Below are 22,359 nucleotides of genomic sequence, written 5' to 3' on the forward strand. Positions count from 1 at the left end.
CCGCGACCGGCCCCATGAGGCGCTGGCGACAACAATAACGAGGCGAGCCATGAGCAAGACCCTCCACCACCGTGCGTGCCACCTGTGCGAGGCCATCTGCGGCCTGACCATCGAGACCGAGGACGAGCGCATCCTCTCGATCAAGGGCGATGCCCTGGACAGCTTCAGCCGCGGCCACGTCTGCCCCAAGGCGGTGGCGCTGCAGGACATCCAGAACGACCCGGACCGCCTGCGCCAGCCCGTGCGCCGCGTCGGCAACGAGTGGCAGCCGATCGGCTGGGACGAGGCCTTCGAGCTGGTCGCCACGCGCCTTGCAGAGATTCGTGAACGCCATGGCAACGACGCCGTGGCCGTGTACCAGGGCAACCCCAGCGTGCACAACTACGGGCTGATGACCCACAGCAACTACTTCCTTGGCCAGCTGAAGACCCGCAACCGTTACTCGGCGACCTCGGTGGACCAGTTGCCGCATCACCTGGTCAGCCAGCAGATGTTCGGCCATGGCCTGCTGATTCCGATTCCCGACATCGATCACACCGACTTCATGCTGATCCTGGGCGGCAACCCGCTGGCCTCCAACGGCAGCATCATGACCGTGCCGGACGTGGAGAAACGCCTGAAGGCGCTGAAGGCGCGTGGCGGCAAGCTGGTGGTGGTCGACCCGCGCCGCACCGAGACGGCGGCACTGGCGGACCAGCACTTGTTCGTCCGCCCCGGCGAAGATGCGGCGCTGCTGCTGGGCATTCTCGACACGCTGCTCAGCGAGGGACTGACCCGCGTAACCGCCCTGCCGGTGAACGGCCTGGAGGCGGTACGCGAAGCGTTGGCGCCATTCAAGGTTGAAGTCATGGCCGCCCGCTGCGGTGTTCCGGCCGACGACATCCGCCAGCTGGCGCGGGCTTTCGCCGCCGCCGACAAGGCCGTCTGCTACGGGCGCATGGGGGTTTCGACGCAAGTCTTCGGCAGCCTGTGCCAGTGGCTGGTGCAGCTGATCAACCTGGTCACCGGCAACCTCGACCGCGTCGGCGGCACCCTGTGCACCACGCCGGCGGTGGACCTGGTGGCGACCACGGCGGGCGGCGCGTTCAATCGCTGGCAGAGCCGTGTATCCGGCCTGCCGGAATACGGCGGCGAGCTGCCGGTGGCGGCGCTGGCCGAGGAGATGCTCACCGAAGGGGAAGGGCAGGTGCGCGCGCTGGTGACGGTGGCCGGCAACCCGGTGTTGTCCACACCCAATGGCCGCCGTCTGGAACAGGCGCTGGATGGCCTGGAGTTCATGCTCAGCGTTGATCTGTACATCAACGAGACCACCCGCTACGCCGACCTGATCCTGCCGCCCACCGCGCCGCTGGAGCACGATCACTACGACACCACCTTCAACGTCTTCGCGGTGCGCAACGTCACCCGCTTCAACGAGGCGATCCTGCCCAAGCCCGAAGGCGCTCTGCACGACTGGGAAATCTTCGTCGGTCTGGCCAAGGCCTATGCCGCGCGCCAGGGCAGCGAGCTGAAGCCGACCATGGCGCCGGAGCAGATGATCGAAATGGGCCTGCGCTTCGGCCCCTACGGCGATGCCAGCGAGCACAAGCTCAACCTGGCGCGGCTGCGCGAGCACCCGCACGGGCTGGACCTGGGCCCGCTGCAACCGAACCTGGCGCCGCGCCTGAAGACCGCCAGCCGCAGCATCGAGGCGGCCCCGGAGATCTTCCTGGGCGACCTGCGCCGCTTCGCCGACAGTCAGTCCCATGCCATTGACCAACTGCTGCTGATCGGCCGCCGTCACGTACGCAGCAACAACTCGTGGATGCACAACTACCACCGCCTGGTGAAGGGCAAACCGCGCCACCAGTTGCTCATGCACCCGCAGGACCTGGCCACGCGCGGGCTGGTGGACGGGCAGAAGGTGCGGGTGCGCTCGCGGGTTGGCAGCATCGAGATCGAGGTGGCTGCCAGCGATGAAGTCATGGCCGGTGTGGTCAGTCTGCCCCACGGTTGGGGGCACGGTCGGCCGGGCGTGCAGCTGTCCATCGCCCGCGAGCAGGGCGGCGCCAGCGCCAACGACCTGACCGACGAGCGCCATCTGGATGCGCTCTCCGGCAACACCGCGCTCAACGGCGTGCCGGTGGAGGTCGAGGCGGCCTGACAAGCTGACGCACGTCACCTGCAAAGCCGAGCGTTGCACTCGGCTTTGCAGTACAATGCGCGGTACCGTGCCGGCCTGTGCCCCGAGAGGCGACTGCCGGGTCAGTGTCTGATTGTTAAGCCGAGGAAGTTCATGGATATCATCGATACCATCAAAGAGCAGATCTCCAGCAACCCTGTTCTGCTGTACATGAAGGGTTCGCCGAACGCTCCCCAGTGCGGTTTCTCGTCCCGCGCCGCGCAGGTGCTGATGGCTTGCGGCGAAAAATTCGCCTATGTCGACATTCTGCAGAACCCGGAAATCCGCGCCAACCTGCCCAAGTACGCCAACTGGCCGACCTTCCCGCAACTGTGGGTCGGTGGTGAGCTGGTCGGCGGCAGTGACATCCTGGCCGAGATGTTCGAGAAGGGTGAGCTGCAACCGCTGATCAAGGACGCCGTGAGCAAGGCCAACGCCTGAGTCTTTCGTGCTGTCGCACAAAGCCCCGCCTTGGCGGGGCTTTGTTTTTGGGAAGAAATAAAAGATGACTGAACAGACGCGGGCCAACGCCGCGCGCTGGGCGTGCGGATACTGCTTCGCCATGGGCGGGATGGTCCATGGCAGCGTGATGGGGCGGGTGCCGGCCCTCAAGAGCATGACCGGGGTGGACGAGCAGCAACTGGGCCAGGCCCTGTTGGGCGCGGGCTTCGGCGCGCTGCTGGCGTTCGCCTTCGCCGGCGCGCTGGTGCGCCGCTACGGCAGCCGGGCGATCACGGTGATTTCCGGGTTGGCGCTGATGGCGACCTTCCCCTTGCTCGGGCTGGCGCAGGATGTCTGGGTGCTGGCGGCGGGCTTCCTCGCCGTCGGCCTGACCTTCGCGACCATGGATGTGGCGATGAACACCCAGGCGGTGGAAGTCGAGCGGCGTCTCGGCCGCCCGTGCATCTCCAGTTTGCATGGCATGTACAGCCTGGGCGGCCTGGTCGGTGCTGTCGGCGCGGCGGCCTTCGCCGACCTCGCGCCGATCTGGCACTTCAGCCTGCTGGCACTGGTCGCCGTGGCGATCCTGCCGTTCTTCGCCCGCCATCTGTTCGAGGGGCGTCCGGAACCTATGGAGGAGGAGGCGCCAGCCCAACGTGGCTGGCGCCTGCCGCCACCGGCTCTGATCGGCCTGGGTCTGCTGACGCTCTGCGCGTTCGTTTCCGAAGGAGCGGTCGCCGACTGGGGCGCCTTGCTGCTGCACCAGGTGCTGGGCGCGTCCGAACGCCTGGCAGCGCTGGGCTTCGCGGCATTCTCCGCGACCATGGTACTGGGCCGGCTGTTCGGTGATCGCCTGCGCGTGCGCTTCGCCGACGAGGCGTTGGTGCGCAACCTCGCACTGCTGGCCATCGCGGGCATGTTCCTGGCGCTGTTCAGCCCGTGGGTTGCCGGCGCGATTGCCGGATTCGCCCTGGTGGGCGCGGGACTGTCGGTGGTGGTGCCGATCCTGATCGGCGCGGCGGGCAACCGGCCGGGCGTCGAGCCTTCGCGCGGCGTGGCGGCGGTGGCGTCGTTCGGCTATGGCGGCTTGCTGATGGGCCCGCCGCTGATCGGCTTCCTCGCCGAGCACGTGGGCTTGCGCCTGTCGTTGCTGGTGGTGGTGGGGCTGTGCGCGGGGCTGGTGCTGAAGGCGTCACTGGTGCGCCGTCCGCCGAAGGCGAACGTCTAGAAGGGAAGGGCACCGGCGTCCACAACTGCGCCGGTGCCTTTTTTCGATCAGTCGTCTTCGTGCATGTGCGACTGCAGGTAGTTCTCCAGACCGACTTTCTGGATCAGGCCCAGCTGGGTTTCCAGGTAGTCGATGTGCTCTTCCTCGGACTCGAGGATGTCCTTGAGCAGGTCGCGGCTGACGTAGTCATGCACGCTTTCGCAATGCACGATGGCGTCGCGCAGGTCCTTGCAGGCCTTGAGTTCCAGGTTCAGGTCGCACTGCAGCATTTCCTGGGTGTTCTCGCCGATCAGCAGCTTGCCCAGGTCCTGCAGGTTGGGCAGGCCTTCGAGGAACAGGATGCGTTCGATGAGCTTGTCGGCGTGCTTCATCTCATCGATGGACTCGTGGTACTCGTGCGCGCCGAGGCGCTTCAGGCCCCAGTCGTTCCACATGCGCGAGTGCAGGAAGTACTGGTTGATGGCGATCAGCTCGTTGCCGAGGATCTTGTTCAGATGCTGGATGACTTTCTTGTCGCCTTTCATGCCGGGGTCCTGCCGTGTGGAGTGGGAGAGATTGAAATTCTCGCGCCCTTATAACCATCTGTCAAACATAAGTCCTTGAATTTGCTATAAAAAGGAATATGAATGCGAATGTTTTCATTCCGCAACTTGGCGCTAAACCACTGAATTGCGGGCATAAAAAAACCGGGCCAAGGCCCGGTTTCTTCGGAATTTCTGCTGAACTGATCAGCGGTATTTTTTCTCAGCTCGCCGCGTAGGCCAGGTTGTAGTTCATCGCCTGGGCGCTTTGCAGTTCGCCGAGGGTATCGCGAACTACCTGTTTGGCCAGGCAGGCGCACTTGCCACACTGAGTGCCGACGCCGGTGCACTCGCGCACTTCGCGATAGTTGCAGGCGCCGTCGTAGATCGCATCGCGGATCTGGGTATCGGTAACACCGTTGCAGAGGCAGACGTACATGGTTGCACTACAGTCGCTGTGGGGTTGTTGGAGGCGATACTAATAATAATGAGAATGATTGTCAAAATTTACCGGGGACGCTTTCGACGGTCTCCGATAAATGGTCGCGGCGTCAGTGAGTTAGCGGTGAAAGCCGCATGGATGAAGGCATTGCGCGCCAGGTGTATGATGGCTGCCCCTCTGGAGCGGCAGCCCCTCAAGCCCGGCAGTTTCGACCGGTCAGCGGGCTTTTCGCTCCCAAGCGCCTCACCATTTCCGGAGACAAGGAATGAGCGTACTCGTAGGTAAGAAAGCTCCCGATTTCAACGTGGCCGCCGTGCTGGGTACTGGCGAGATCGTCGACAGCTTCGTGCTGTCCGAAGCCATCAAGGGCAAGTACGGCCTGGTGTTCTTCTACCCGCTGGACTTCACCTTCGTGTGCCCGTCCGAGCTGATCGCCCTGGACCACCGCATCCCTGACTTCCAGGCGCGCAACGTCGAAGTGATCGGCGTCTCCATCGACTCCCACTTCACCCACAACGCCTGGCGCAACACCCCGGTGGACAAGGGCGGCATCGGCCCGGTCAAGTACACCCTGGCCGCCGACATTACCCACGAGATCTGCAAGGCCTATGACGTCGAGTCTGAAGGCGGCGTGGCTTTCCGTGGCGCCTTCCTGATCGACCAGAACGGAGTGGTGCGTTCGCAGATCGTCAACGACCTGCCGCTGGGCCGTAACATGGACGAGCTGCTGCGCCTGGTCGACGCCCTGCAGTTCACCGAGGAGCACGGCGAAGTCTGCCCGGCCAACTGGAAGAAGGGCGACAAGGGCATGACTGCCTCGCCCGAAGGCGTTGCCGCCTACCTGGCCGAGAATGCCGGCAAGCTGTAAAGCTGCTGGTGAATAAAAAAGCCCCGCAATTGCGGGGCTTTTTTATTCAGGACGGCGCGATCAGTGATCGTCTTCCATCCAGCCGCCGAATTCCTTCCAGCGGTTGACGATGCCGCAGAACAGCTCGGCCGTCTTTTCGGTGTCGTAGCGCGCCGAGTGGGCCTCGCGGTTGTCGAACTCGATGCCGGCGGTCTGGCAGGCCTTGGCCAGGACGGTCTGGCCGTAGGCGAGGCCGGCGAGGGTAGCAGTGTCGAAGCTGGAGAACGGGTGGAACGGATTGCGTTTCACGCCGCTGCGGTTCACCGCGGCATTGAGGAAGCCCAGGTCGAAGCTGCTGTTGTGGCCGACCAGGATCGCCCGCTTGCAGCCGTTGGACTTCAGCGATTTGCGGATGCCACGGAAGATTTCAGTCAGCGCCTGTTCTTCCGGCACGGCCATGCGCAGCGGGTGGTCCAGCTTGATGCCGGTGAACTCCAGCGCGGCCTGCTCGATGTTGGCGCCTTCGAAGGGCTCCACACGGAAGAAGTAGGTGTGCTCGGGGAACAGGTAGCCGCTCTCGTCCATGCCGATGGTGACGGCAGCGATTTCCAGCAGGGCGTCGGTGCCGGCGTTGAAACCGCCGGTCTCGACGTCCACCACGACCGGCAGGTAGCCACGGAAGCGGCGCGCCATCGGGTGGCGCGGGCCGGGCGGGAAGGAACCGTCGAGTTCTTCTTCGAAGATTTCGTTCTCGTCACTCATGCCTCGGTCTCCAGCAGGCGCCAGCGCAGTTTTTCACCCGCGCGCAGCGGGACCACGTCGAAGTCGCCGAACGGCAGCGAGGCGGGGGCTTCCCATTCTTCGCGGACCAGGGTGATGCGGTCGCTGTTGCGCGGCAGACCGTAGAAATCCGGGCCGTGGAGGCTGGCGAAGCCTTCCAGCTTGTCCAGCGCCTTGCGCTGCTCGAAGGCTTCGGCGTACAGCTCGATGGCGGCGTAGGCGGTGTAGCAGCCGGCGCAACCGCAGGCGGCTTCCTTGGCGTGGCGTGCGTGGGGAGCCGAGTCGGTGCCGAGGAAGAACTTCGGACTGCCGCTGGTGGCGGCATCCAGCAGGGCTTCCTGGTGGGTGTTGCGCTTGAGGATCGGCAGGCAATAGAAGTGCGGGCGGATGCCGCCAACCAGCATGTGGTTGCGGTTGTACAGCAGGTGGTGCGCGGTGATGGTGGCGCCGACGTTGGCCGGGGCGGCCTTGACGAAGGCGGCGGCATCGCCGGTGGTGATGTGCTCGAAGACCACCTTGAGGGTCGGGAAACGCTCGACCACGCGGGTCAGGTGCTCGTCGATGAAGCGCTTCTCGCGGTCGAACACGTCGACCTCGGCGCGGGTCACCTCGCCGTGCACCAGCAGCGGCAGGCCGACTTCGGCCATGGCTTCGAGCACGTGGAAGATGTTGTCGACGCTGGTGACGCCGGAATCGGAGTTGGTGGTGGCGCCGGCCGGGTACAGCTTGGCGGCGTGCACGAAGCCGGAGGCCTTGGCGGCACGGACTTCCTCGGCGCTGGTGCGGTCGGTGAGGTACAGCACCATCAGCGGCTCGAAGCGGCTGCCGGCGGGACGGGCGGCCAGGATGCGCTGGCGGTAGGCGTCGGCTTCGGCGGCGTTGCGTACCGGTGGGACCAGGTTCGGCATGATGATGGCGCGGCCGAAGGTGCGGGCGGCGTCGCCGACGGTTTGCGCGAGTGCGGCGCCGTCGCGCAGGTGGATGTGCCAGTCGTCGGGGCGCAGGAGTGTCAGGCGGTCGGACATGCGGATTCCAGGGGTGCGGTTGCAGCGGGAAGAGGGTGAAATGCTACCGGAAAAGGCCGCCGCCGGCACTCGCTATCAAGTTTTGCCGAGGCCGACCGATAGAATCTGGGACGCCTCTTTATCTGTATGGAAGCCACCGTGCGCCAGCCCTCCCTTCTCCTGCTCGCTCTCTGTGCCAGCCTCCCGGCCTGGGGGCTGACCTTCCAGACGCGCATGGAAAGTGCGCAATGGACGGTGGAGGGGGATCAGTTCGAGTGCCGGCTGTCGCAGAGCGTGACCGGATTCGGCCTGGGCGAGTTCGTCTGGCGCGCCGGCGAGTTGCCGACCTTCCGTCTCAAACCGCAGACGGGCTGGCTGGGCAGCGGCTCGGCAACCCTGCTGGCAGCCGCGCCGCCATGGCGCCCGGGGCAGGGCGACCTGAACCTGGGGGCGGTGCGGGTGGGCTCGGGCGATGTTCCCTTCAACAGTACCCAGCAGCAGGCCGGGCGCCTGCTCGGCGGCCTGCTGGAGGGGCGCGCTCCGGAGGTGCGCCACCGCACGCGTACCGGCGAGAATCTGCTGGTACGGCTGATGCCGACGCGTTTCGCCGACGGATACGTGAAGTTCCAGGACTGTTCGACGAAGATGCTCCCGGTCAATTTCGACCAGGTGCGTCAGAGCCAGGTAGGCTTCCCGGACGGCGGCACCGAGGTCGACCCGCTGGGCCGCGCCAAGCTGGACATCATCCTGCAGTACATGAAGGCCGACCCGACGGTGAACCGCATCGAGCTGGACGGCCATTCCGACAACAGTGGCAACCGCCTGGCCAACCGCGAGGCCTCGCGTCGCCGCGCCATCGCGGTGATGGAGTACCTGAAGGCCAATGGCGTGGCGGAATCGCAGATCACCGTGCGTTTCTACGGCGAGCGTTACCCGCTGGTGAAGAACAATTCCGCCGCCAACCGTGCGCAGAATCGCCGGGTTACGGTGAACCTGTCCCGCGAGGCGGTCGTCGAACAGGCTCCCGCCGAAGCCCCGCCAGCCCCTGCCGTACCGGCTCCCAGCCCCGCCAGCGCGCCGACTCAGGGCGCCTCAGCGCCTGCCGCCAACGCCTCCAACCCGCCTGCAACGCCGCCTTCAGCACCCAAGGGCTGAGCTGCGGCGTCGGGTCGCACCGACGATAGTATTTGTCGCTTTGTCGTCAAAAGCTGTCGCCCCTCTGTAAATTATTCCGAGCGGACAGTAGAATCGGTCCCTTTCGTGACAACCCCCGTGGAGTTGAGTGGCATGGCGGACGTGAAGAAGGTAGTCCTGGCGTATTCCGGTGGCCTGGATACCTCGGTAATTCTGAAGTGGCTGCAGGATACCTATAACTGCGAAGTGGTGACCTTCACCGCCGACCTGGGTCAGGGCGAAGAGGTCGAACCGGCCCGCGCCAAGGCCAAGCAGATGGGCGTGAAAGAAGTCTTCATCGAGGACCTGCGAGAAGAGTTCGTCCGCGACTTCGTCTTCCCGATGTTCCGTGCCAACACCGTCTACGAAGGCGAGTACCTGCTGGGTACCTCCATCGCCCGTCCGCTGATCGCCAAGCGCCTGATCGAGATCGCCAACGCCACCGGCGCTGACGCCATCTCCCACGGCGCTACCGGCAAGGGCAACGACCAGGTGCGTTTCGAGCTGGGCGCCTACGCGCTCAAGCCGGGCGTGAAGGTGATCGCTCCCTGGCGTGAGTGGGACCTGCTGTCCCGCGAGAAGCTGATGGACTACGCCGAAGCCCACAACATCCCGATCGAGCGCCACGGCAAGAAGAAATCGCCGTACTCCATGGATGCCAACCTGCTGCACATCTCCTATGAAGGCGGCGTGCTGGAAGACACCTGGACCGAGCACGAAGACGACATGTGGAAGTGGACCGTCTCCCCGGAGAAGGCCCCTGACGCCGCGACCTACATCGAGCTGACCTACCGCAAGGGCGACATCGTTGCCATCGACGGCAAGGACATGTCTCCGGCCCAGGTACTGACCGAGCTGAACCGCATCGGCGGCGCCAACGGTATCGGCCGTCTGGACATCGTCGAGAACCGTTACGTCGGCATGAAGTCCCGTGGCTGCTACGAAACCCCTGGCGGCACCATCATGCTCAAGGCGCACCGTGCCATCGAGTCGATCACCCTGGACCGCGAAGTCGCTCACCTCAAAGACGAGCTGATGCCGCGCTACGCCAAGCTGATCTACACCGGCTACTGGTGGAGCCCGGAGCGCGAGATGCTCCAGCAGATGATCGATGCCTCCCAGGAGCACGTGAACGGCGTCGTGCGCCTGAAGCTGTACAAGGGCAACGTCATCGTCACCGGCCGCAAGTCCGACGACTCGCTGTTCGATGCCAACATCGCGACCTTCGAGGAAGACGGCGGCGCCTACAACCAGGCCGATGCCGCTGGCTTCATCAAGCTCAACGCGCTGCGCATGCGTATCGCCGCGAACAAGGGCCGCAAGCTGTTCTGATAAGCTTGCGTCTCCCGTGACAAGCAGACCCCGGCCACGAGCCGGGGTTTGTGTTTATAAGCCCGCCAACCGGGCACCTGATGAGGAAAGAACCGATGAGACTGCTGCACACCATGCTGCGCGTCGGCGACATGGACAAATCCATCGCCTTCTACACCGAAGTCCTGGGCATGACCCTGCTGCGTCGCAAGGATTATCCGGACGGCCAGTTCACCCTGGCTTTCGTGGGCTACGGCAACGAAGACGACAACAGCGTCATCGAGCTGACCTACAACTGGGGCGTGGACCAGTACGAGCTGGGTACCGGCTATGGCCATATCGCCCTGGAAGTGGCCGACGTCTACAAGGCTTGCGACGACATTCGCTCCCGTGGCGGCAAGATCACCCGCGAGCCGGGCCCGATGAAGCATGGCACCAGCATCCTGGCCTTCGTCGAAGACCCGGACGTACCCCAAAGTATTCACTGATTTGACACCCTTCTAAAGTCGTCTAGATATGGACAGGAGCCTCCTTGGCAGGGATCCTGGTCATGCCTCTCCCTCGCGCGCAATCCGTTCTCGTTAAAAGCTTCCGCCTGACAGAGACCCAGCCCTTGTGCGGTATGGAGGGGACAGTCGTCAGCACTCCCCTAGCCACCTATCGCGTCTCACCCACCGACTCAGCCACGCCGGCGGTCAGCTTCCCGTTGGTCAGAACAGCCGACGGCGCAATTTGGCAGGAAGCCTGTCTTTTCCTGATATATAAATTTCAAAACAATTGTAAGGTCAAAACCTGCGTAGGTTTGGCGAAAGACTTAGCTTTGTATCGGCGATATTTGGATGCTGAGGGGTTAGATTTTCGACATTTCCCATCAGAGCAAAATCGACGTGTCACATATAGCTATCGGGGACATTTAAGGCTTGAGGTTGAGGCCGGTCAGATATCAATAAAAACTGCTAGGCGGAAACTTTCAGCTGTTATTCAGTTCTATAAGTGGCTAGCACAAGAAGGCTTGTTTGTTCCAGAGAATTCTCCTTGGAAGGCTAAGAGGATTCTAATTAGCGTCGATAACGATGGGCGTAAACCAGCTCGTCGTTTAGTAGAATCAACTGACATAGCCTTTAAAATTCCCAATGTAGCAGACATAACGATCGTAACCGACGGGGGAAGGCTTCGTCCTCTGTCGGATGAGGAACTCGATACATTAATTAAATCGCTCTACTCTCTGCAGAATGCCGAGATGCTTTTAGCTCATTTGGTGGCGCTGTCCACGGGGGCACGTATTCAAACTGTTCTAACACTTCGCCAAGAAGATATTGTTAATTGTAGTAAGGGTCTAAATAATTGCGCCTATCTACCTGTTGGCCCTGGAACCGGTATCGATACGAAATATGGGGTCAGCTATACTTTGGTTATGGATTGGTTCTTGGTTGAGCGGCTCAGGATCTATATTTCCAGTGAAAGATACAAAGATCGACTTTATAAGAGCGAAGGTGAAAGATTTAAAGGTAAGGAATATTTATTTCTGACAAATCGAGGGGGGCCATACTTTAAGTCCCTACAAGATCCTGGCTATGATTTGGCAAGATATCATGGTGAAGGTGCGGCGGTTAGGCAGTTTATCCAAGATCGAATTCGCCCGATATTGGCCTCTCATGGGAAGGGCTTCAGTTATACATTTCATGATCTCCGGGCGACTTTCGCAATGAATTTGTTCAACAGTCTTTCTGAACGGAGGGAGTTGCAACCCTCTCAAATACGTGAGTATCTGAGGTTCAGATTAGGGCATGCATCACATAAAGCTCTTGATAGTTATACGAGTTTTAACGAGCTTAATAAAATATCGATGCTTGCGCAAGAGAACTGGGAGGGACGTCTTCGCTCTTTTTTGAGCCGGGAATTTAAAAATGACTATGATTACCCGGCAGACTGAGAACATCTCTTTAAATGATAAGGGTTCCTACACTTCCGTTAACCCCTCGGCAGTTTTGTTGACGTTTGGTAAGAATCGCATCGATATGGGGTCTTACTGCTATTCGGTTAGAGATAGGAGCGCTAATAGTCGTTCGGGTATCAAGAGAGTTGATTTAGATTCATTGTGTCCGGTCAGGACTAGGGTCGTTGATTTAGTTATCAAGTTTCTTTTTTCACAAAGGCATCAAGCCGGAAGATCCGTAGATACAGTTTACGGGTATTGGAGAAATTACAAGTATTTCTTTGAGTGGTGCGAGTCTAAGGGCAGCCTTCCAAGTTTGCTAGATACTATTGCTAGGCGAAGGGCAGTTCAAGATTTTTGTGCTGAGTTGCTCATTGAGTACCGTCTAGATCCAAAAGCTACCAATAGGTACTCATTCCTACAGAATGCTGCGATTGGGCATACGTCGTTAATTTTTTCAGACGAGTTGGTTGGGCAGGGAGTCTCTAAGATTTACCACAATAGCTCTATTGGTGGAGTGACTGAGGCACCTGAAGAAGAGCTACAAGCGAAGTCATATGCAATGTGTGAGGCTGTGTATCTTTGTTTTTCAGGTTTTTTTATGAAAAATTTGCGCTACCCATTTAAGTTTGAGTTGCCTGCTTATCTTGGTGGAAGTGTTTGGGTATTCCCTTGTATTGTTAAGTTTGTGTCGCCATTTAATTTTGATCGGAAAAAGCAAGATAAATCGGCGCGGGCGTATAATTTTGAAAGTGGTTATATTCGGTCGGCCGCCGCTTTAACTGATATCTATAAAAATAGTGATACAGCCTATAGTTGCAGGAAGCTGGCAGAAAGAACATTGTTGGAGTCGAATGCAGATCCTTTTCATTTTCGAAGGGTGGAGTTGGCCAACCACGCCATTACTGCATTTATGAGTATATTCCAAGCAAATACAGGAATGAATTTGGGGCAGGTTATCTCATTGCCTTGGGCTAAAGGGTTTGATGTTGAAAAGGCTGATCAGGGTTTTAGGGTTGTAAAGTGGCGTGCCGGTGGGATAGTCATAAAATTTCGTACGACGTTAGCTTTTTTTGCTGTATTTAAAGAGTTCTTGGAATTTAGATCTTTGCTATTGCAGGGCAAGGAATTTTCTACTCTATTTTTCCATTTGAACAATAGGCGAGGCGCTTATTGCCTGGACTCAGGGATACAGAATAGATTTGAAAAGTTTTTGCGAAAAATTGATTCAAACTTCACGTTGTTGAAAACTCGGCAATGGCGATCTGCTAAATCTGACTCTGTTATTCAGAGGAATAGCATATTTACTACCGCTGATTCCTTGCAGAACACTCCATCCACCGTGCGTGCTCACTATGTGGAAGGCAGCGAGGGCGATCAAAAGCGGCAATTCAAGAACTTCTTTGAAGCACTCTCAAAAGTTGTAGTTTTAATAGGTAGTGGTCTCAAGGATATTGCCTTGGCCAAATGTGAAAATCCTGGTAGTCCCCTGCAAATTACCAATATTCCAGTTATTCCAGACTGTAAGTCTGAGGTTGGATGCTTGTTTTGCACATATTTTCGAGTCCATGCAAACGAAACTGGTCTCAGAAAACTTATGAGTTGTCATTACTTTGTGCAGAGAATTTCTTATTCAAATCCAAGTGATCAGTTTCAAAATGAAATATACCTTCCTGTTATTAGTAGGATTGAAGAAATAGTAAATTATATAGCGGGGCTTTCGCCTGAAATGCATGACCTGGTTAATAAGGTCAGGGTTAGTGTTTATGATGACTATGAACTGGATGCTTACTGGTCGGATAGAATTGAATCATTAGTGCAAGTAGGGTACTTGTGATGAAAACTATACCAAATCTTCAGGGCGGTCCACTGCGTGTTTGCGCTTTGCAAACGGTGCCTGAGTTCTCCGGAGATATGATCGTCTCTTGGGGGCCTGATGGGCAACCGCGATCTTACTTTTCTGATCTTGTTTGGGACTTCTCCGCATATAGCTCCAATGGCAAACCATCAAATTTTTTGTTTAACAACTGGTGTTTGCGTAAGAGATTTCCCACTGAGCAGGAGTGTCTGATAATTGAAGAGTTTAAAAAGTGGATATGTTATTTAATTTATTTGAGGGGCGGAATTCCGATTTCTATAACTACTGTGAAACATTTTTTCGATTTGATCGTCTTGATGTGCCGTTTTGCTCGTGAAAAGAATTTGAATCTTATTCATGTTATGTCTATTGATGAGGTGTGTTTGGAGTTTGTTGAGCGACATAGCCCCAATCAATTGCGAAGTCTAGGTCAGTTAATTTCTACCTTTCAACAATTTTCATTTAGCGAAATTCAGTTCGAGGTAGTTGGGCGGTCCTTGTTGGAGAAGGTTAAGGCCCGCCAAACTGCGTACCGAAACAATCAACCATCTAAGCAACACCCGCCTCTGCCAACGAGAATCTACTCGACATTTATTGCTAACTTGACTGCTGATCTGCAATATAACGAGAAGTTGTTGCCATCTCTATTAGGGCTCACTGCTGCGTGCTTTAATTACCGGAGACTTCCGCAAGCGTGTCGTAATGAGGGTGCATTTGTCTGTTTGCTGGAGTCCTGTGATCTTCATGCCCATTTTAGTGGCCGAAACTTCTCGCTCACCTTAAATGGACTGAATCGCGCAATTTTAGAATTGTTCGCATCGTGCAAGCTGGTCATTCACACTTTTTCCGGTATGCGAGATGGCGAGGTGGAGTTTTTAGAGCGTGACTGTTTAGCTCCGGTTTCGAGATTCGGAGTTAAACACTATATGATTAATGGGTATACGACGAAGTTTACAAATGGAAAGAAAATCTCTGCCAGATGGGTTGTCTCCGAAGAAGCGTATAGAGCAGTTTGCTTAGTTAGAGAAATTTCAGGTCTGATCCATAAGTTAGTATACGGCGTTGATCCTAGGCCAAATTCTCCGCTATTTCTCAGTCCGGGATTGTTTAGTAAAAGATTCAGGACTAAAGAGGGCGCTGAATTAGGAGTGCCTAGACTCGATCTGTGTCATTTTAAAGAGCTTCAAAGGCGTTTAATATCTAATATTGAAGTGGCGGATCTTGAAGAGCTGAATAATATTGATCCGTTTAGAGTATGGGATCTTGAAAGCGATTTCAGGGTCGGTAATCCGTGGCGTTTGACTGTTCATCAATTGAGAAGGTCTTTAGCCTTGTATGCTACACGATCCGGCTTAGTTACTCTGCCTTCACTGAAACGTCAGCTTCAGCATATTACAGAGGAAATGACGCGTTACTATGCATCTGGAAGTTTTTTCGCAAAAAATGTTCTCGAGCCATATTCTGAGCATTTTTCTGAGATTTACTTTAATTCGTTGCCAGAATCCCAGGCTTTAGCCTTCATGAGAAATGTTCTTAATTCGTCGGAACCTATTTTTGGTGCTGCGGGAACCTGGTATAAAAAGCCAGATGGAGTAGAAGTCACTAGTGTCAGTGTTGTGGAAATTACCAAGCAGGTTAAAAAAGGAATTTTAAATAATACTGATACCCCGGTGGGGAGTTGCACAAAGGTTGGTGATTGCCCGCATCGCTCCTTTGGGGTTTTTAGTCATTGTGTGAGCGCGTGTGATAAGTCTGTGCTGAAGCTTAGTAAGCTTGAACTGTTAATTTCAGCACAGCAAAAGAGGGTGGATAATCTGGATTCAGCTAGCATTATGTGGAATAACGAGCATGCGGTCCTTATGGATTACATGTATGCTCGGGATAGAATTTTGAAAAAGAAAGGAGGTCGGTAATGGATGCCTTGAATGAATATTATCAGGCGCTCGAGCGGCTTGTTAATAATACTCCATTAAGACTGGATCGAGGAAGCAAGATATCCAAGGATACTGTCGCTTTAGAGGCGGGGAGAGGTAGGGGTAGCATTAAGAAGTCTCGAGTTCAATTTTTTGATTTGATCGAGGCTATCCAGTTGGCTGCGTCTAATCAGAGGTCTACCACTGCTCCTGGGGAAGAGCTGCGTGAACTTGTTAATCAGTACAGAGACCTTTATGAAGCTGCGTTGGTTAGGGAAGTTTCACTTTTGTCAGAATTGACAAAGTGCAAAGCAGACCTCGCGAAGGCGAGGTCTGCTGGGGTAAAGCGGGTCAAGTAGATTTTTGAATTAGCTCGATTTTATAACCGTCAGGATCCGCAACAAATGCGATAACTGTTGTGCCGTGCTTCATTGGGCCCGCCTCTCTCGTAACAACACCACCATTGTTACGGATGTCGTCGCAGGCTTTTGCAGCGTCTTGGACTTCAATTGCAATATGGCCATAGCCAGTGCCAATTTCATAGCTATCGACTCCCCAGTTATGGGTTAACTCGATAACACTGCTGTCTTCTTCATTGCCATAGCCGACAAATGCCAAGGTAAATTTACCCTCAGGATAGTCCGCCTTACGCAGCAGTGTCATTCCCAAAATTCTGGTGTAGAAGTCCAAGGACTTATCGAGATCTCCTACGCGTAACATAGTATGAAGCAGTCGCATTATGTTTCTCCTCATTAAGTTTTCTTCATTATACATGAATTTAGTTTGGCTAAGTGTTGGGAGTACGATCCAGGCCTGACTTGAACTAGTAATCTGCCAGATTTTCCTCACATTCATTAAGACATTTAGTTCATTTCTCCCGCTCATTGCGGCGTCTCTGGGTTAGCAGCTTTGGAAGAAAAGCGCTTGAAAAAACGATACGTATCGTATAATTAATGAGCTTCCGTTGCCGCTTGCTCCGCTTTCGATTGAGGAAGGCAGCAGCTGTTTAGGGGATCGGAGAGGAGACGGAGCCCTAGAGGTCCGGCCCAGAAGCAGTTTTGGGACTGAGCCTTTCGGCGCGCTCTGTAAGCGATTCCCTCACTAACAAGACTCGGCCCTAGAGAGCCGATTCCGGCGTCATTCCTTTACTGAGAGAAGCCACGAGAATGTCGAACCCAAGAGGTGCCGCTGCGGTGTTGGCAAGCTCACTCCGAATTAACGGGGTGGAGATCAAGAACCGAATCATCCTGGGACCAATGGCTGTATTGAGGCCCCAAGAGGATGGTCGCCCCAGCGATCAAAGCATTGCGTTTTTGAAGCGCAGAGCTCAGGGCGGAGTGGGGCTGGTCATTGTTGGCGGGTCTGTTTGCAGTGAGCGTGCTTGGAACGAGTCACCCTTCGTACCGGTACTTCGTTTCGACAAGGAGGAGTTTCTTGAGGATCTGAAGCGGCTTACTGATGCTGTACATGCGGAAGGGGCACCAGTTTTTGCCCAACTCTTCCCCAGCTTTGGCCGCATGGGGGTGCCTCGCAATGGTAAGTCGATCTCGGCAGCGAGTCCGAAGCCCGTGAGAATTGGTTCCGGAGGTCTGCCTGACCATCTCTACATCCCAGGAGGCCATGTCTCACCGACACCAAACGAGGCGTCTGTGGAAGAGATTCAGGAGCTGCAGGCTAGCGTGGTAGCTGCCGCGCTCCGCGTCAAAAGGGCGGGTTTCGATGGCGTCGAGATAGGGGCGCACATGTGCTATTTCTACTCGTCTTTCCTCTCGCCATTGTCGAATCAGCGCACCGATGAGTATGGCGGTACAGCTGAAAACCGCGCTCGTATCCTCCATGACCTGGTTGCTGCAGTTCGTGCTGAGGTGGGGCCAGATTATCCAGTGGGCGTTCGTATGAGCGTGAACGACCATATGCCAGGCGGGCAAGGACCTGAGGGTTTTGCGGACGTGGCCGCACACATTGCTAGGGCCGGCCTCGATTTCGTTTCGCTCAGCGAGGGCAACTACGAGTCGATGCGCGACAACGTACCTAGCACCTCTGGAAATATGCTCGACCACGGGGAGCCACAGGCTTTCCGGAAAGCCCTCGGCAGCGAGGTGCGGTTATTCCTCTCAAGTACACCAAGGCCGTTCCAGGCGGCGGCAGCAATCGTGGCAGGTCATGCCGATGGCAGCATGTTAGCTCGGCAGATGCTCGCTGACCCGGATTATGCTGTGAAGGTACTTGAGGGACGTGACAGTGAGATCGTCTGGTGCGATCACAGCAACTCATGTCTGCGCCGACTGATCCTCAATGCGCCTGTTGCCTGCCACAAGAACCCCGAGATGGGGCGCGAGGATCCGAATGCTCAGTTGGCCACCACAGGACAGAATCTGGCTGTATGGGCGGCGGGGAATCGATTGCTGATGGGGATTGCTGACAAGATCGCGCGATTCATCAAAAGAAGCACCGCGACTTGAGTTCTTTCCTCTGCTATTCCCCGTGCTGGGGCGACTAAGGATGATCTGAGCGAGGTTCCTGCCTCTAAGGTTTCACCTTCCACTGAGCGTTGTGGCCGCACGTTACCTAGAGGGCTGTCGCTACCTCCACCGCCGCGATACTTTTATAGGCTAGGGATGGGAGGGGAAAAGGATGTTCTGGAAAAGAGAAAAGACGGTGCGGATTGAGTTTCTCAGCCCGCCAGTCATGGTGTCTGCGACCGCACCGCTAAGCGTGGGCGAAACGAAGCCACAGGGACACGGGCTGCTCAGCGTTGAGCAGTTCCTTAAGCTTGCAACGATCATGGTTGCGGTCGTGAATACTGCCTCGGTCGTACTCGGCTACATGCGTTATGTCGGGGTGCTCCAGCAGTATGGGATCAGTCGAACAGAAGTAGCCTTCACGCTCTCTGACCTGCTGTCGTTCGGGTACGTTGGTTTTCTAAACATGACGCTCTCTGGGCAGGTTGCGGTGGCAGCGGTCAGCACTGCGATATGCCTGCCGGTGATGGCTGTGGTGATTCGACTCAAGAAGAGCATGCATCAGTTGCTTCAGTTCCTTCTTGTCTGGGGCATTTCAACGGGGCTCTTTTTTCTGGTAACGGCCCCTTACTGGGTCGGCTATAACCCAGGAAAAGAGGCAGCGCTGCGGATGGCTGCCAAGTCGCTGAAGGTCGAGGAAGATGATCTCAAAGGGCTTTCGATTGAGCAGGAAGTCAGCACGGATACCGGCTCGTTAACGGGCACCATCCTTCTGGCGATGCCTGAGATTACGTATCTGCTAAAAGAAGATGTGCTCTACAAGATTCGTGCATCCGATGGCCATGTTTTGCGGCGGACGCACTTGAAACCGGACCTGAGATCAGCGTCCCCAAAAGAATGAAGCCCGGCACAAGGTGAACTGAGTGCACACCGTTTGGCCAGGCTGCATTAGGTAGAGTACTGCTTACTCTGAAAGTCAGCTGTCGCCAGCCCGCTGTCCTGTGTTGATCAGCTCAGGCTGTAATGCTTGGACGGGGCAACTGATGGAACGAGCGGCTAAAGTAAACAAGTCCATCGCCTCTGTCGCGAACCTCAATGTTGTCTAGTCGCACAAGAAGCACCGAATGGGTACCAACCTCTTGCACTTCAGTCACTTGACCCTCCAGGTTTGCCAGAGCGCCGGCTAGGCGTGGCTGGCTGCCTGGGCGCAATCTCCATTCGTGCAGGCCGAATCGCTGTTCCATAGCTACTTTCGTCATCCCTGCAAATTGCCTAGCAACCTCGACGTGCTCACTGGCAAGCACATTTACACAGACGTGTCCGTTTGCCTTGAAGATTGCGTTTGTTGAGCTGCTGCGGTTAATGCAGATCAGCAGCGTCGGCGGAGTATCCGTAACCGAACAAACCGCTGTAGCGGTGATTCCGCATCGTCCAGAGGCGCCATCTGTTGTGATAACGCTGACAGCAGCTGACATATGCGCCATGGCTTCGCGGAAGGCCTGTTGATGTGGGGTGGGCTGAAGCATGAGACCTCCTACTGACGGATGCGATCGAGGGCATTGATGTCCTGGGGGTTGGTCAAGTGAGGCACCGTCCAGCCTTGTTCGTCGTAGTCGGCCATACACTGCTCCACCAGACTCTGCATGCCAGCTAAGGCACCGGAGGCACGGGCATAAGCTAACGTTTGCAATCGAATGTCATCCTGATTGCCGGCGTAGTTGATCTCATAGAGTTCATGACGGCCGCCGAACTCGCTGCCAATAGCATCCCAGAGGAGCTTGAGTACCTTTACGCGCTGGCGATGGTCCATTCCGCCAGACCCCCGACAATAGGTAGTGAGGTATTGGTCTAGCTCGGGGTTTGCGAAGTCTCGAACGCCACTAGGTTGATAGATCAAGCCGCTGGCCACTGTCTGCTCGATTATCTTTTTGATTGCTGGGTATGCGGTCGGCGCCAACACACGATAAACCTGCTGCGCCTGGTTGCTTGGCAGAAGCGCTGGAGTACTCCAACCTTCCTGTCGTTCGGGTGCGCCGCACATGGCGTCGGTGAGCGACCAGAAGAGATTTCGCCAGGCAATCACTTCGCCTAATTGCGCAGACACGCCACGGAACTCCAGAGAGCCGGTGCACTCCAGGGCACGTGTCAGGAGGCCTGATATGAAGTCCAGCTTCACTGCCAGGCGAGTGCACCCCTGCATTGGATAGAGGCGACCGAACCCGCCCACGCTGGCGAAACGACGGCAGCGGTCGTAGTCGCGGTAAACCAGTACGTTTTCCCACGGTACGAATACGTCGTCCAGGATGAGAATTGCATCGTTCTCGTCGAAACGGCTGGACAGTGGGTAATCGAAAGGAGAGCCACTTAGTCCTGCCTGCAGCTCATACGATGGTCTGCAGATGAGCTTTAGTCCTGGGCTGTTCATAGCCGCAACGAACATCAGGGCGAAGTCCGGATCGTCGCCCATCACCTGAGCAGAGCCGAAGCCGATGAAGTTGTAGTGAGTCAGGGCTGAATTGGTTGCCACTACCTTGGCGCCCTTTACGATGATGCCGCCCTCAACCTCTCGGACGACTCGGATGAAGACATCCTTCACTTCGTCACTGGGTTTGTCGCGGTCGATGGGTGGGTTGACGATGGCATGGTTGAGGTACAAGCACGACTCTTGGATGCGCGAGTACCATGCCTGCGCATTAGGTGCGAAGTCGCCGTAGAACTCTGGATTGGCTCCCAACACGGCACCGAACGCTGCCTTGTAGTCGGGCGTACGCCCCATCCAGCCATAGGACAAGCGCGCCCAGTCGGCGATGGCATCGCGCTGTTCGCGCAGTTCTTCAGCAGTTTTGGCGACGCGGAAGAATTTGTGGGTGTATCCACCATTACCCGTATCCGTGGGCCAGCACAGTTTTTCACGGCTTTCCGGAGCGTGCAGTGCATCGTAGAGACGGGCTATAGAGGCGGCTGAATTGCGGAAGGCGGGGTGAGTCGTGACGTCCTTTACGCGATCACCGTAGATGTAGATCTCGCGATCATCACGCAGGCTGGCTAGATATTCCTCGCCCGTAAATGGGCGATTTTTGGATGCACGCAGGTCTTCGGGGTTCATGATCATCTCCGCTATTTGTAGTTATGGAAGGCCGGATAGGCTGCGGAGAATCATGGCGCCCAGTCGGGCTAGGCAACATGAAGCTTAGGTCGGAAAACTTGTATTTTTCGCAAGCCCTTCATCAAGGCTACAGAAACGGAAGTCACGAGGCGTAACGCCAGTCTGTTGAGAAAAGAAGCGAGAGAAGTACCCCGGATCTTTGAAGCCCAGCGTGAAGCAAATTTCGTTGATTGATAGGCCGCTGTGGACCAGTAGTCGTCGCGCTTCCTGAGTCAGCCGCTCAAAGACCAGGCGTTTGGCTGACATGTTCGCTAGGCGCCGGCAGACCAAGTTAAGCCGGGCTGGGGTTAGCCCCAGGTTCTCTGCATAGCGCGGAAGCGGCCAATGTTCGTGATAGTGCTGCTCCACCAGTTGGTTGAAGCGGTGGAAAAGCAGTAGGTCTTGCCGATGTACGGGCCAATCAGGTTGAGTGCTCTCAGAGAAGCGCAGCATGGTTACGAGGATCAGCCGAACCACGGCGTGCAAGTTGAATTCGCGGCCTGGGCGGTCTGTGGCGAACTCTCTCTGCAACAAGTGAAATAGGTCGTTGATTTGCTCGGCATCTTTGGCCAAATCGCCCTTCTGATGCCCCAGGTCGACACAGAGAGGACGTTCAAGGCGAAGATCAGGCCTCGGGGAGGTTTGACCATTACCAAACAGTTGCCATACCAGTTGCTGGCGTACGGTTAGCACGTGGCCCTCGCAGTCCGCATCGGTGACGAAGGCGTGGGGAATCCCTGGCGGAGTGAAGAACAACATAGGGCCTTGTAGACGATAAGGCCGGTCGTCTAAGTAGACGTGCACTTGGCCGCGGACCATGTAATGCACTTGGAAGAATCGATCATGGCGGTGCACTGCCACGCTGCGACCAAAGAACGCTGAGAGGTGACCGTGGGCGTCATAATGCAGGTCGGCCCCAGCGTAGCGCTGATCGTATTCACGACCGAGATCGAGGATGGGGATTGCGGCTAGGGGACTTGAGCTATTCACAGTGGTGGTCTGCCGCTTTTCGAATTCGGAAGCATGCCTTTGACGGCGCGATTGGGCAATTTCTGTTGCGTGACCACTTACGAATTTTGAGTAGCTTCGCGGAAGGGGTCTAGTGGTCGACCGCTGACGATTAGCGTGAACTCGCTT

General features: G+C 56.6%; 20 protein-coding genes. 12 read left to right on the forward strand and 8 right to left on the reverse strand.

Going from position 1 to position 22,359, the window contains the following annotated elements; translation table 11 throughout:
- Window positions 1-49: 49 nt before the first annotated feature.
- The 3 genes from ABKS89_RS07080 (at window position 50) to ABKS89_RS07090 (ending at window position 3,830) form a co-directional block, all read left to right on the forward strand.
- Window positions 50-2,143 (forward strand): molybdopterin oxidoreductase family protein, encoded by a 2,094-nt coding sequence (locus ABKS89_RS07080; RefSeq protein WP_138212515.1) that lies wholly within the window; start codon window positions 50-52, stop codon window positions 2,141-2,143.
- Between the two features lie 132 nt (window positions 2,144-2,275).
- A complete protein-coding gene (gene grxD / locus ABKS89_RS07085; protein ID WP_017521010.1) occupies window positions 2,276-2,602 on the forward strand; it encodes a Grx4 family monothiol glutaredoxin in 327 nt (108 codons plus the stop codon).
- A 64-nt stretch (window positions 2,603-2,666) separates the two neighbouring features.
- The gene (locus ABKS89_RS07090; RefSeq protein ID WP_192289625.1) at window positions 2,667-3,830 is read left to right on the forward strand and encodes an MFS transporter; all 1,164 of its coding nucleotides are present in this window, start codon (window positions 2,667-2,669) and stop codon (window positions 3,828-3,830) included.
- A 47-nt stretch (window positions 3,831-3,877) separates the two neighbouring features.
- On the opposite strand, the gene bfrB is transcribed toward ABKS89_RS07090, so the two are convergent.
- Together bfrB and ABKS89_RS07100 are read right to left on the reverse strand one after the other, a co-directional pair.
- On the reverse strand, window positions 3,878-4,354 hold the full coding sequence (gene bfrB, locus ABKS89_RS07095; RefSeq protein ID WP_017521012.1) for a bacterioferritin BfrB: 477 nt from the start codon (window positions 4,352-4,354) through the stop codon (window positions 3,878-3,880).
- A gap of 220 nt (window positions 4,355-4,574) precedes the next feature.
- Window positions 4,575-4,790, reverse strand: a complete 216-nt coding sequence (locus tag ABKS89_RS07100; RefSeq protein WP_348587908.1) for a bacterioferritin-associated ferredoxin — start codon at window positions 4,788-4,790, stop codon at window positions 4,575-4,577.
- A 268-nt stretch (window positions 4,791-5,058) separates the two neighbouring features.
- Between ABKS89_RS07100 and ABKS89_RS07105 the strand changes: the two genes are divergently transcribed.
- Window positions 5,059-5,661, forward strand: coding sequence for a peroxiredoxin (locus ABKS89_RS07105; protein ID WP_138212517.1), 603 nt, complete (start codon window positions 5,059-5,061; stop codon window positions 5,659-5,661).
- 60 nt (window positions 5,662-5,721) lie between these two features.
- Here the strand turns inward: ABKS89_RS07105 and rnt are convergent, their stop codons facing one another.
- A complete protein-coding gene (rnt, locus tag ABKS89_RS07110) occupies window positions 5,722-6,402 on the reverse strand; it encodes a ribonuclease T (protein ID WP_037011317.1) in 681 nt (226 codons plus the stop codon).
- Window positions 6,399-7,445: a dihydroorotase gene (pyrC, locus tag ABKS89_RS07115; RefSeq protein WP_138212518.1), complete on the reverse strand. Its 1,047-nt coding sequence runs from the start codon at window positions 7,443-7,445 to the stop codon at window positions 6,399-6,401. Before pyrC ends, rnt begins: the two co-directional genes overlap by 4 nt.
- A 138-nt stretch (window positions 7,446-7,583) precedes the next feature.
- Here pyrC and ABKS89_RS07120 point away from each other — a divergent pair, with 138 nt between their 5' ends.
- From ABKS89_RS07120 to ABKS89_RS07145, 6 genes are all read left to right on the forward strand, one after another.
- Window positions 7,584-8,579 (forward strand): flagellar protein MotY, encoded by a 996-nt coding sequence (locus ABKS89_RS07120; protein WP_348587907.1) that lies wholly within the window; start codon window positions 7,584-7,586, stop codon window positions 8,577-8,579.
- A gap of 132 nt (window positions 8,580-8,711) precedes the next feature.
- Window positions 8,712-9,929: an argininosuccinate synthase gene (locus ABKS89_RS07125; protein WP_348587906.1), complete on the forward strand. Its 1,218-nt coding sequence runs from the start codon at window positions 8,712-8,714 to the stop codon at window positions 9,927-9,929.
- 95 nt (window positions 9,930-10,024) lie between these two features.
- Complete coding sequence (gene gloA / locus ABKS89_RS07130) at window positions 10,025-10,396, forward strand: lactoylglutathione lyase (protein ID WP_348587905.1); 372 nt, start codon at window positions 10,025-10,027, stop codon at window positions 10,394-10,396.
- Window positions 10,397-10,440: 44 nt separating this feature from the next.
- On the forward strand, window positions 10,441-11,841 hold the full coding sequence (locus ABKS89_RS07135; RefSeq protein ID WP_348587904.1) for a tyrosine-type recombinase/integrase: 1,401 nt from the start codon (window positions 10,441-10,443) through the stop codon (window positions 11,839-11,841).
- Window positions 11,816-13,681, forward strand: a complete 1,866-nt coding sequence (locus ABKS89_RS07140) for a site-specific integrase (protein ID WP_348587903.1) — start codon at window positions 11,816-11,818, stop codon at window positions 13,679-13,681. The genes ABKS89_RS07135 and ABKS89_RS07140 overlap by 26 nt, the downstream gene beginning before the upstream one ends.
- The gene (locus tag ABKS89_RS07145; RefSeq protein ID WP_348587902.1) at window positions 13,681-15,615 is read left to right on the forward strand and encodes a hypothetical protein; all 1,935 of its coding nucleotides are present in this window, start codon (window positions 13,681-13,683) and stop codon (window positions 15,613-15,615) included. The genes ABKS89_RS07140 and ABKS89_RS07145 overlap by 1 nt, the downstream gene beginning before the upstream one ends.
- 351 nt (window positions 15,616-15,966) lie before the next feature.
- Here ABKS89_RS07145 and gloA (ABKS89_RS07150) read toward each other — a convergent pair whose 3' ends face one another.
- On the reverse strand, window positions 15,967-16,353 hold the full coding sequence (gene gloA / locus ABKS89_RS07150) for a lactoylglutathione lyase (protein WP_348587900.1): 387 nt from the start codon (window positions 16,351-16,353) through the stop codon (window positions 15,967-15,969).
- Window positions 16,354-16,838: 485 nt separating this feature from the next.
- Between gloA (ABKS89_RS07150) and ABKS89_RS07155 the strand changes: the two genes are divergently transcribed.
- Together ABKS89_RS07155 and ABKS89_RS07160 are read left to right on the forward strand one after the other, a co-directional pair.
- The gene (locus ABKS89_RS07155) at window positions 16,839-18,077 is read left to right on the forward strand and encodes an oxidoreductase (RefSeq protein WP_518300991.1); all 1,239 of its coding nucleotides are present in this window, start codon (window positions 16,839-16,841) and stop codon (window positions 18,075-18,077) included.
- A 172-nt stretch (window positions 18,078-18,249) separates the two neighbouring features.
- Window positions 18,250-18,978, forward strand: coding sequence for a hypothetical protein (locus ABKS89_RS07160; protein ID WP_348587898.1), 729 nt, complete (start codon window positions 18,250-18,252; stop codon window positions 18,976-18,978).
- Window positions 18,979-19,090: 112 nt separating this feature from the next.
- Here the strand turns inward: ABKS89_RS07160 and hpaC are convergent, their stop codons facing one another.
- The 3 genes from hpaC to hpaA all read right to left on the reverse strand — a co-directional run bounded on the left by hpaC (window position 19,091) and on the right by hpaA (window position 22,212).
- Window positions 19,091-19,603, reverse strand: a complete 513-nt coding sequence (hpaC, locus tag ABKS89_RS07165; protein WP_348587897.1) for a 4-hydroxyphenylacetate 3-monooxygenase, reductase component — start codon at window positions 19,601-19,603, stop codon at window positions 19,091-19,093.
- A gap of 8 nt (window positions 19,604-19,611) precedes the next feature.
- Window positions 19,612-21,183 (reverse strand): 4-hydroxyphenylacetate 3-monooxygenase, oxygenase component, encoded by a 1,572-nt coding sequence (gene hpaB / locus ABKS89_RS07170; protein WP_348587896.1) that lies wholly within the window; start codon window positions 21,181-21,183, stop codon window positions 19,612-19,614.
- Window positions 21,184-21,267: 84 nt separating this feature from the next.
- Complete coding sequence (gene hpaA, locus ABKS89_RS07175) at window positions 21,268-22,212, reverse strand: 4-hydroxyphenylacetate catabolism regulatory protein HpaA (protein WP_348587895.1); 945 nt, start codon at window positions 22,210-22,212, stop codon at window positions 21,268-21,270.
- Window positions 22,213-22,359: the final 147 nt, after the last annotated feature.

It is taken from the genome of Pseudomonas sp. LABIM340, assembly GCF_040017195.2.
GTDB lineage: Bacteria > Pseudomonadota > Gammaproteobacteria > Pseudomonadales > Pseudomonadaceae > Pseudomonas.

Coding starts and splice junctions, on each gene's coding strand:
- ABKS89_RS07080 (WP_138212515.1), top strand. CDS start 50: ATGAGCAAGACCCTCCACCACCGTGCGTGCCACCTGTGCGAGGCCATC.
- grxD (WP_017521010.1), top strand. CDS start 2,276: ATGGATATCATCGATACCATCAAAGAGCAGATCTCCAGCAACCCTGTT.
- ABKS89_RS07090 (WP_192289625.1), top strand. CDS start 2,667: ATGACTGAACAGACGCGGGCCAACGCCGCGCGCTGGGCGTGCGGATAC.
- bfrB (WP_017521012.1), bottom strand. CDS start 4,354: ATGAAAGGCGACAAGAAAGTCATCCAGCATCTGAACAAGATCCTCGGC.
- ABKS89_RS07100 (WP_348587908.1), bottom strand. CDS start 4,790: ATGTACGTCTGCCTCTGCAACGGTGTTACCGATACCCAGATCCGCGAT.
- ABKS89_RS07105 (WP_138212517.1), top strand. CDS start 5,059: ATGAGCGTACTCGTAGGTAAGAAAGCTCCCGATTTCAACGTGGCCGCC.
- rnt (WP_037011317.1), bottom strand. CDS start 6,402: ATGAGTGACGAGAACGAAATCTTCGAAGAAGAACTCGACGGTTCCTTC.
- pyrC (WP_138212518.1), bottom strand. CDS start 7,445: ATGTCCGACCGCCTGACACTCCTGCGCCCCGACGACTGGCACATCCAC.
- ABKS89_RS07125 (WP_348587906.1), top strand. CDS start 8,712: ATGGCGGACGTGAAGAAGGTAGTCCTGGCGTATTCCGGTGGCCTGGAT.
- gloA (WP_348587905.1), top strand. CDS start 10,025: ATGAGACTGCTGCACACCATGCTGCGCGTCGGCGACATGGACAAATCC.
- ABKS89_RS07140 (WP_348587903.1), top strand. CDS start 11,816: ATGACTATGATTACCCGGCAGACTGAGAACATCTCTTTAAATGATAAG.
- ABKS89_RS07145 (WP_348587902.1), top strand. CDS start 13,681: ATGAAAACTATACCAAATCTTCAGGGCGGTCCACTGCGTGTTTGCGCT.
- gloA (WP_348587900.1), bottom strand. CDS start 16,353: ATGCGACTGCTTCATACTATGTTACGCGTAGGAGATCTCGATAAGTCC.
- ABKS89_RS07160 (WP_348587898.1), top strand. CDS start 18,250: ATGTTCTGGAAAAGAGAAAAGACGGTGCGGATTGAGTTTCTCAGCCCG.
- hpaC (WP_348587897.1), bottom strand. CDS start 19,603: ATGCTTCAGCCCACCCCACATCAACAGGCCTTCCGCGAAGCCATGGCG.
- hpaB (WP_348587896.1), bottom strand. CDS start 21,183: ATGAACCCCGAAGACCTGCGTGCATCCAAAAATCGCCCATTTACGGGC.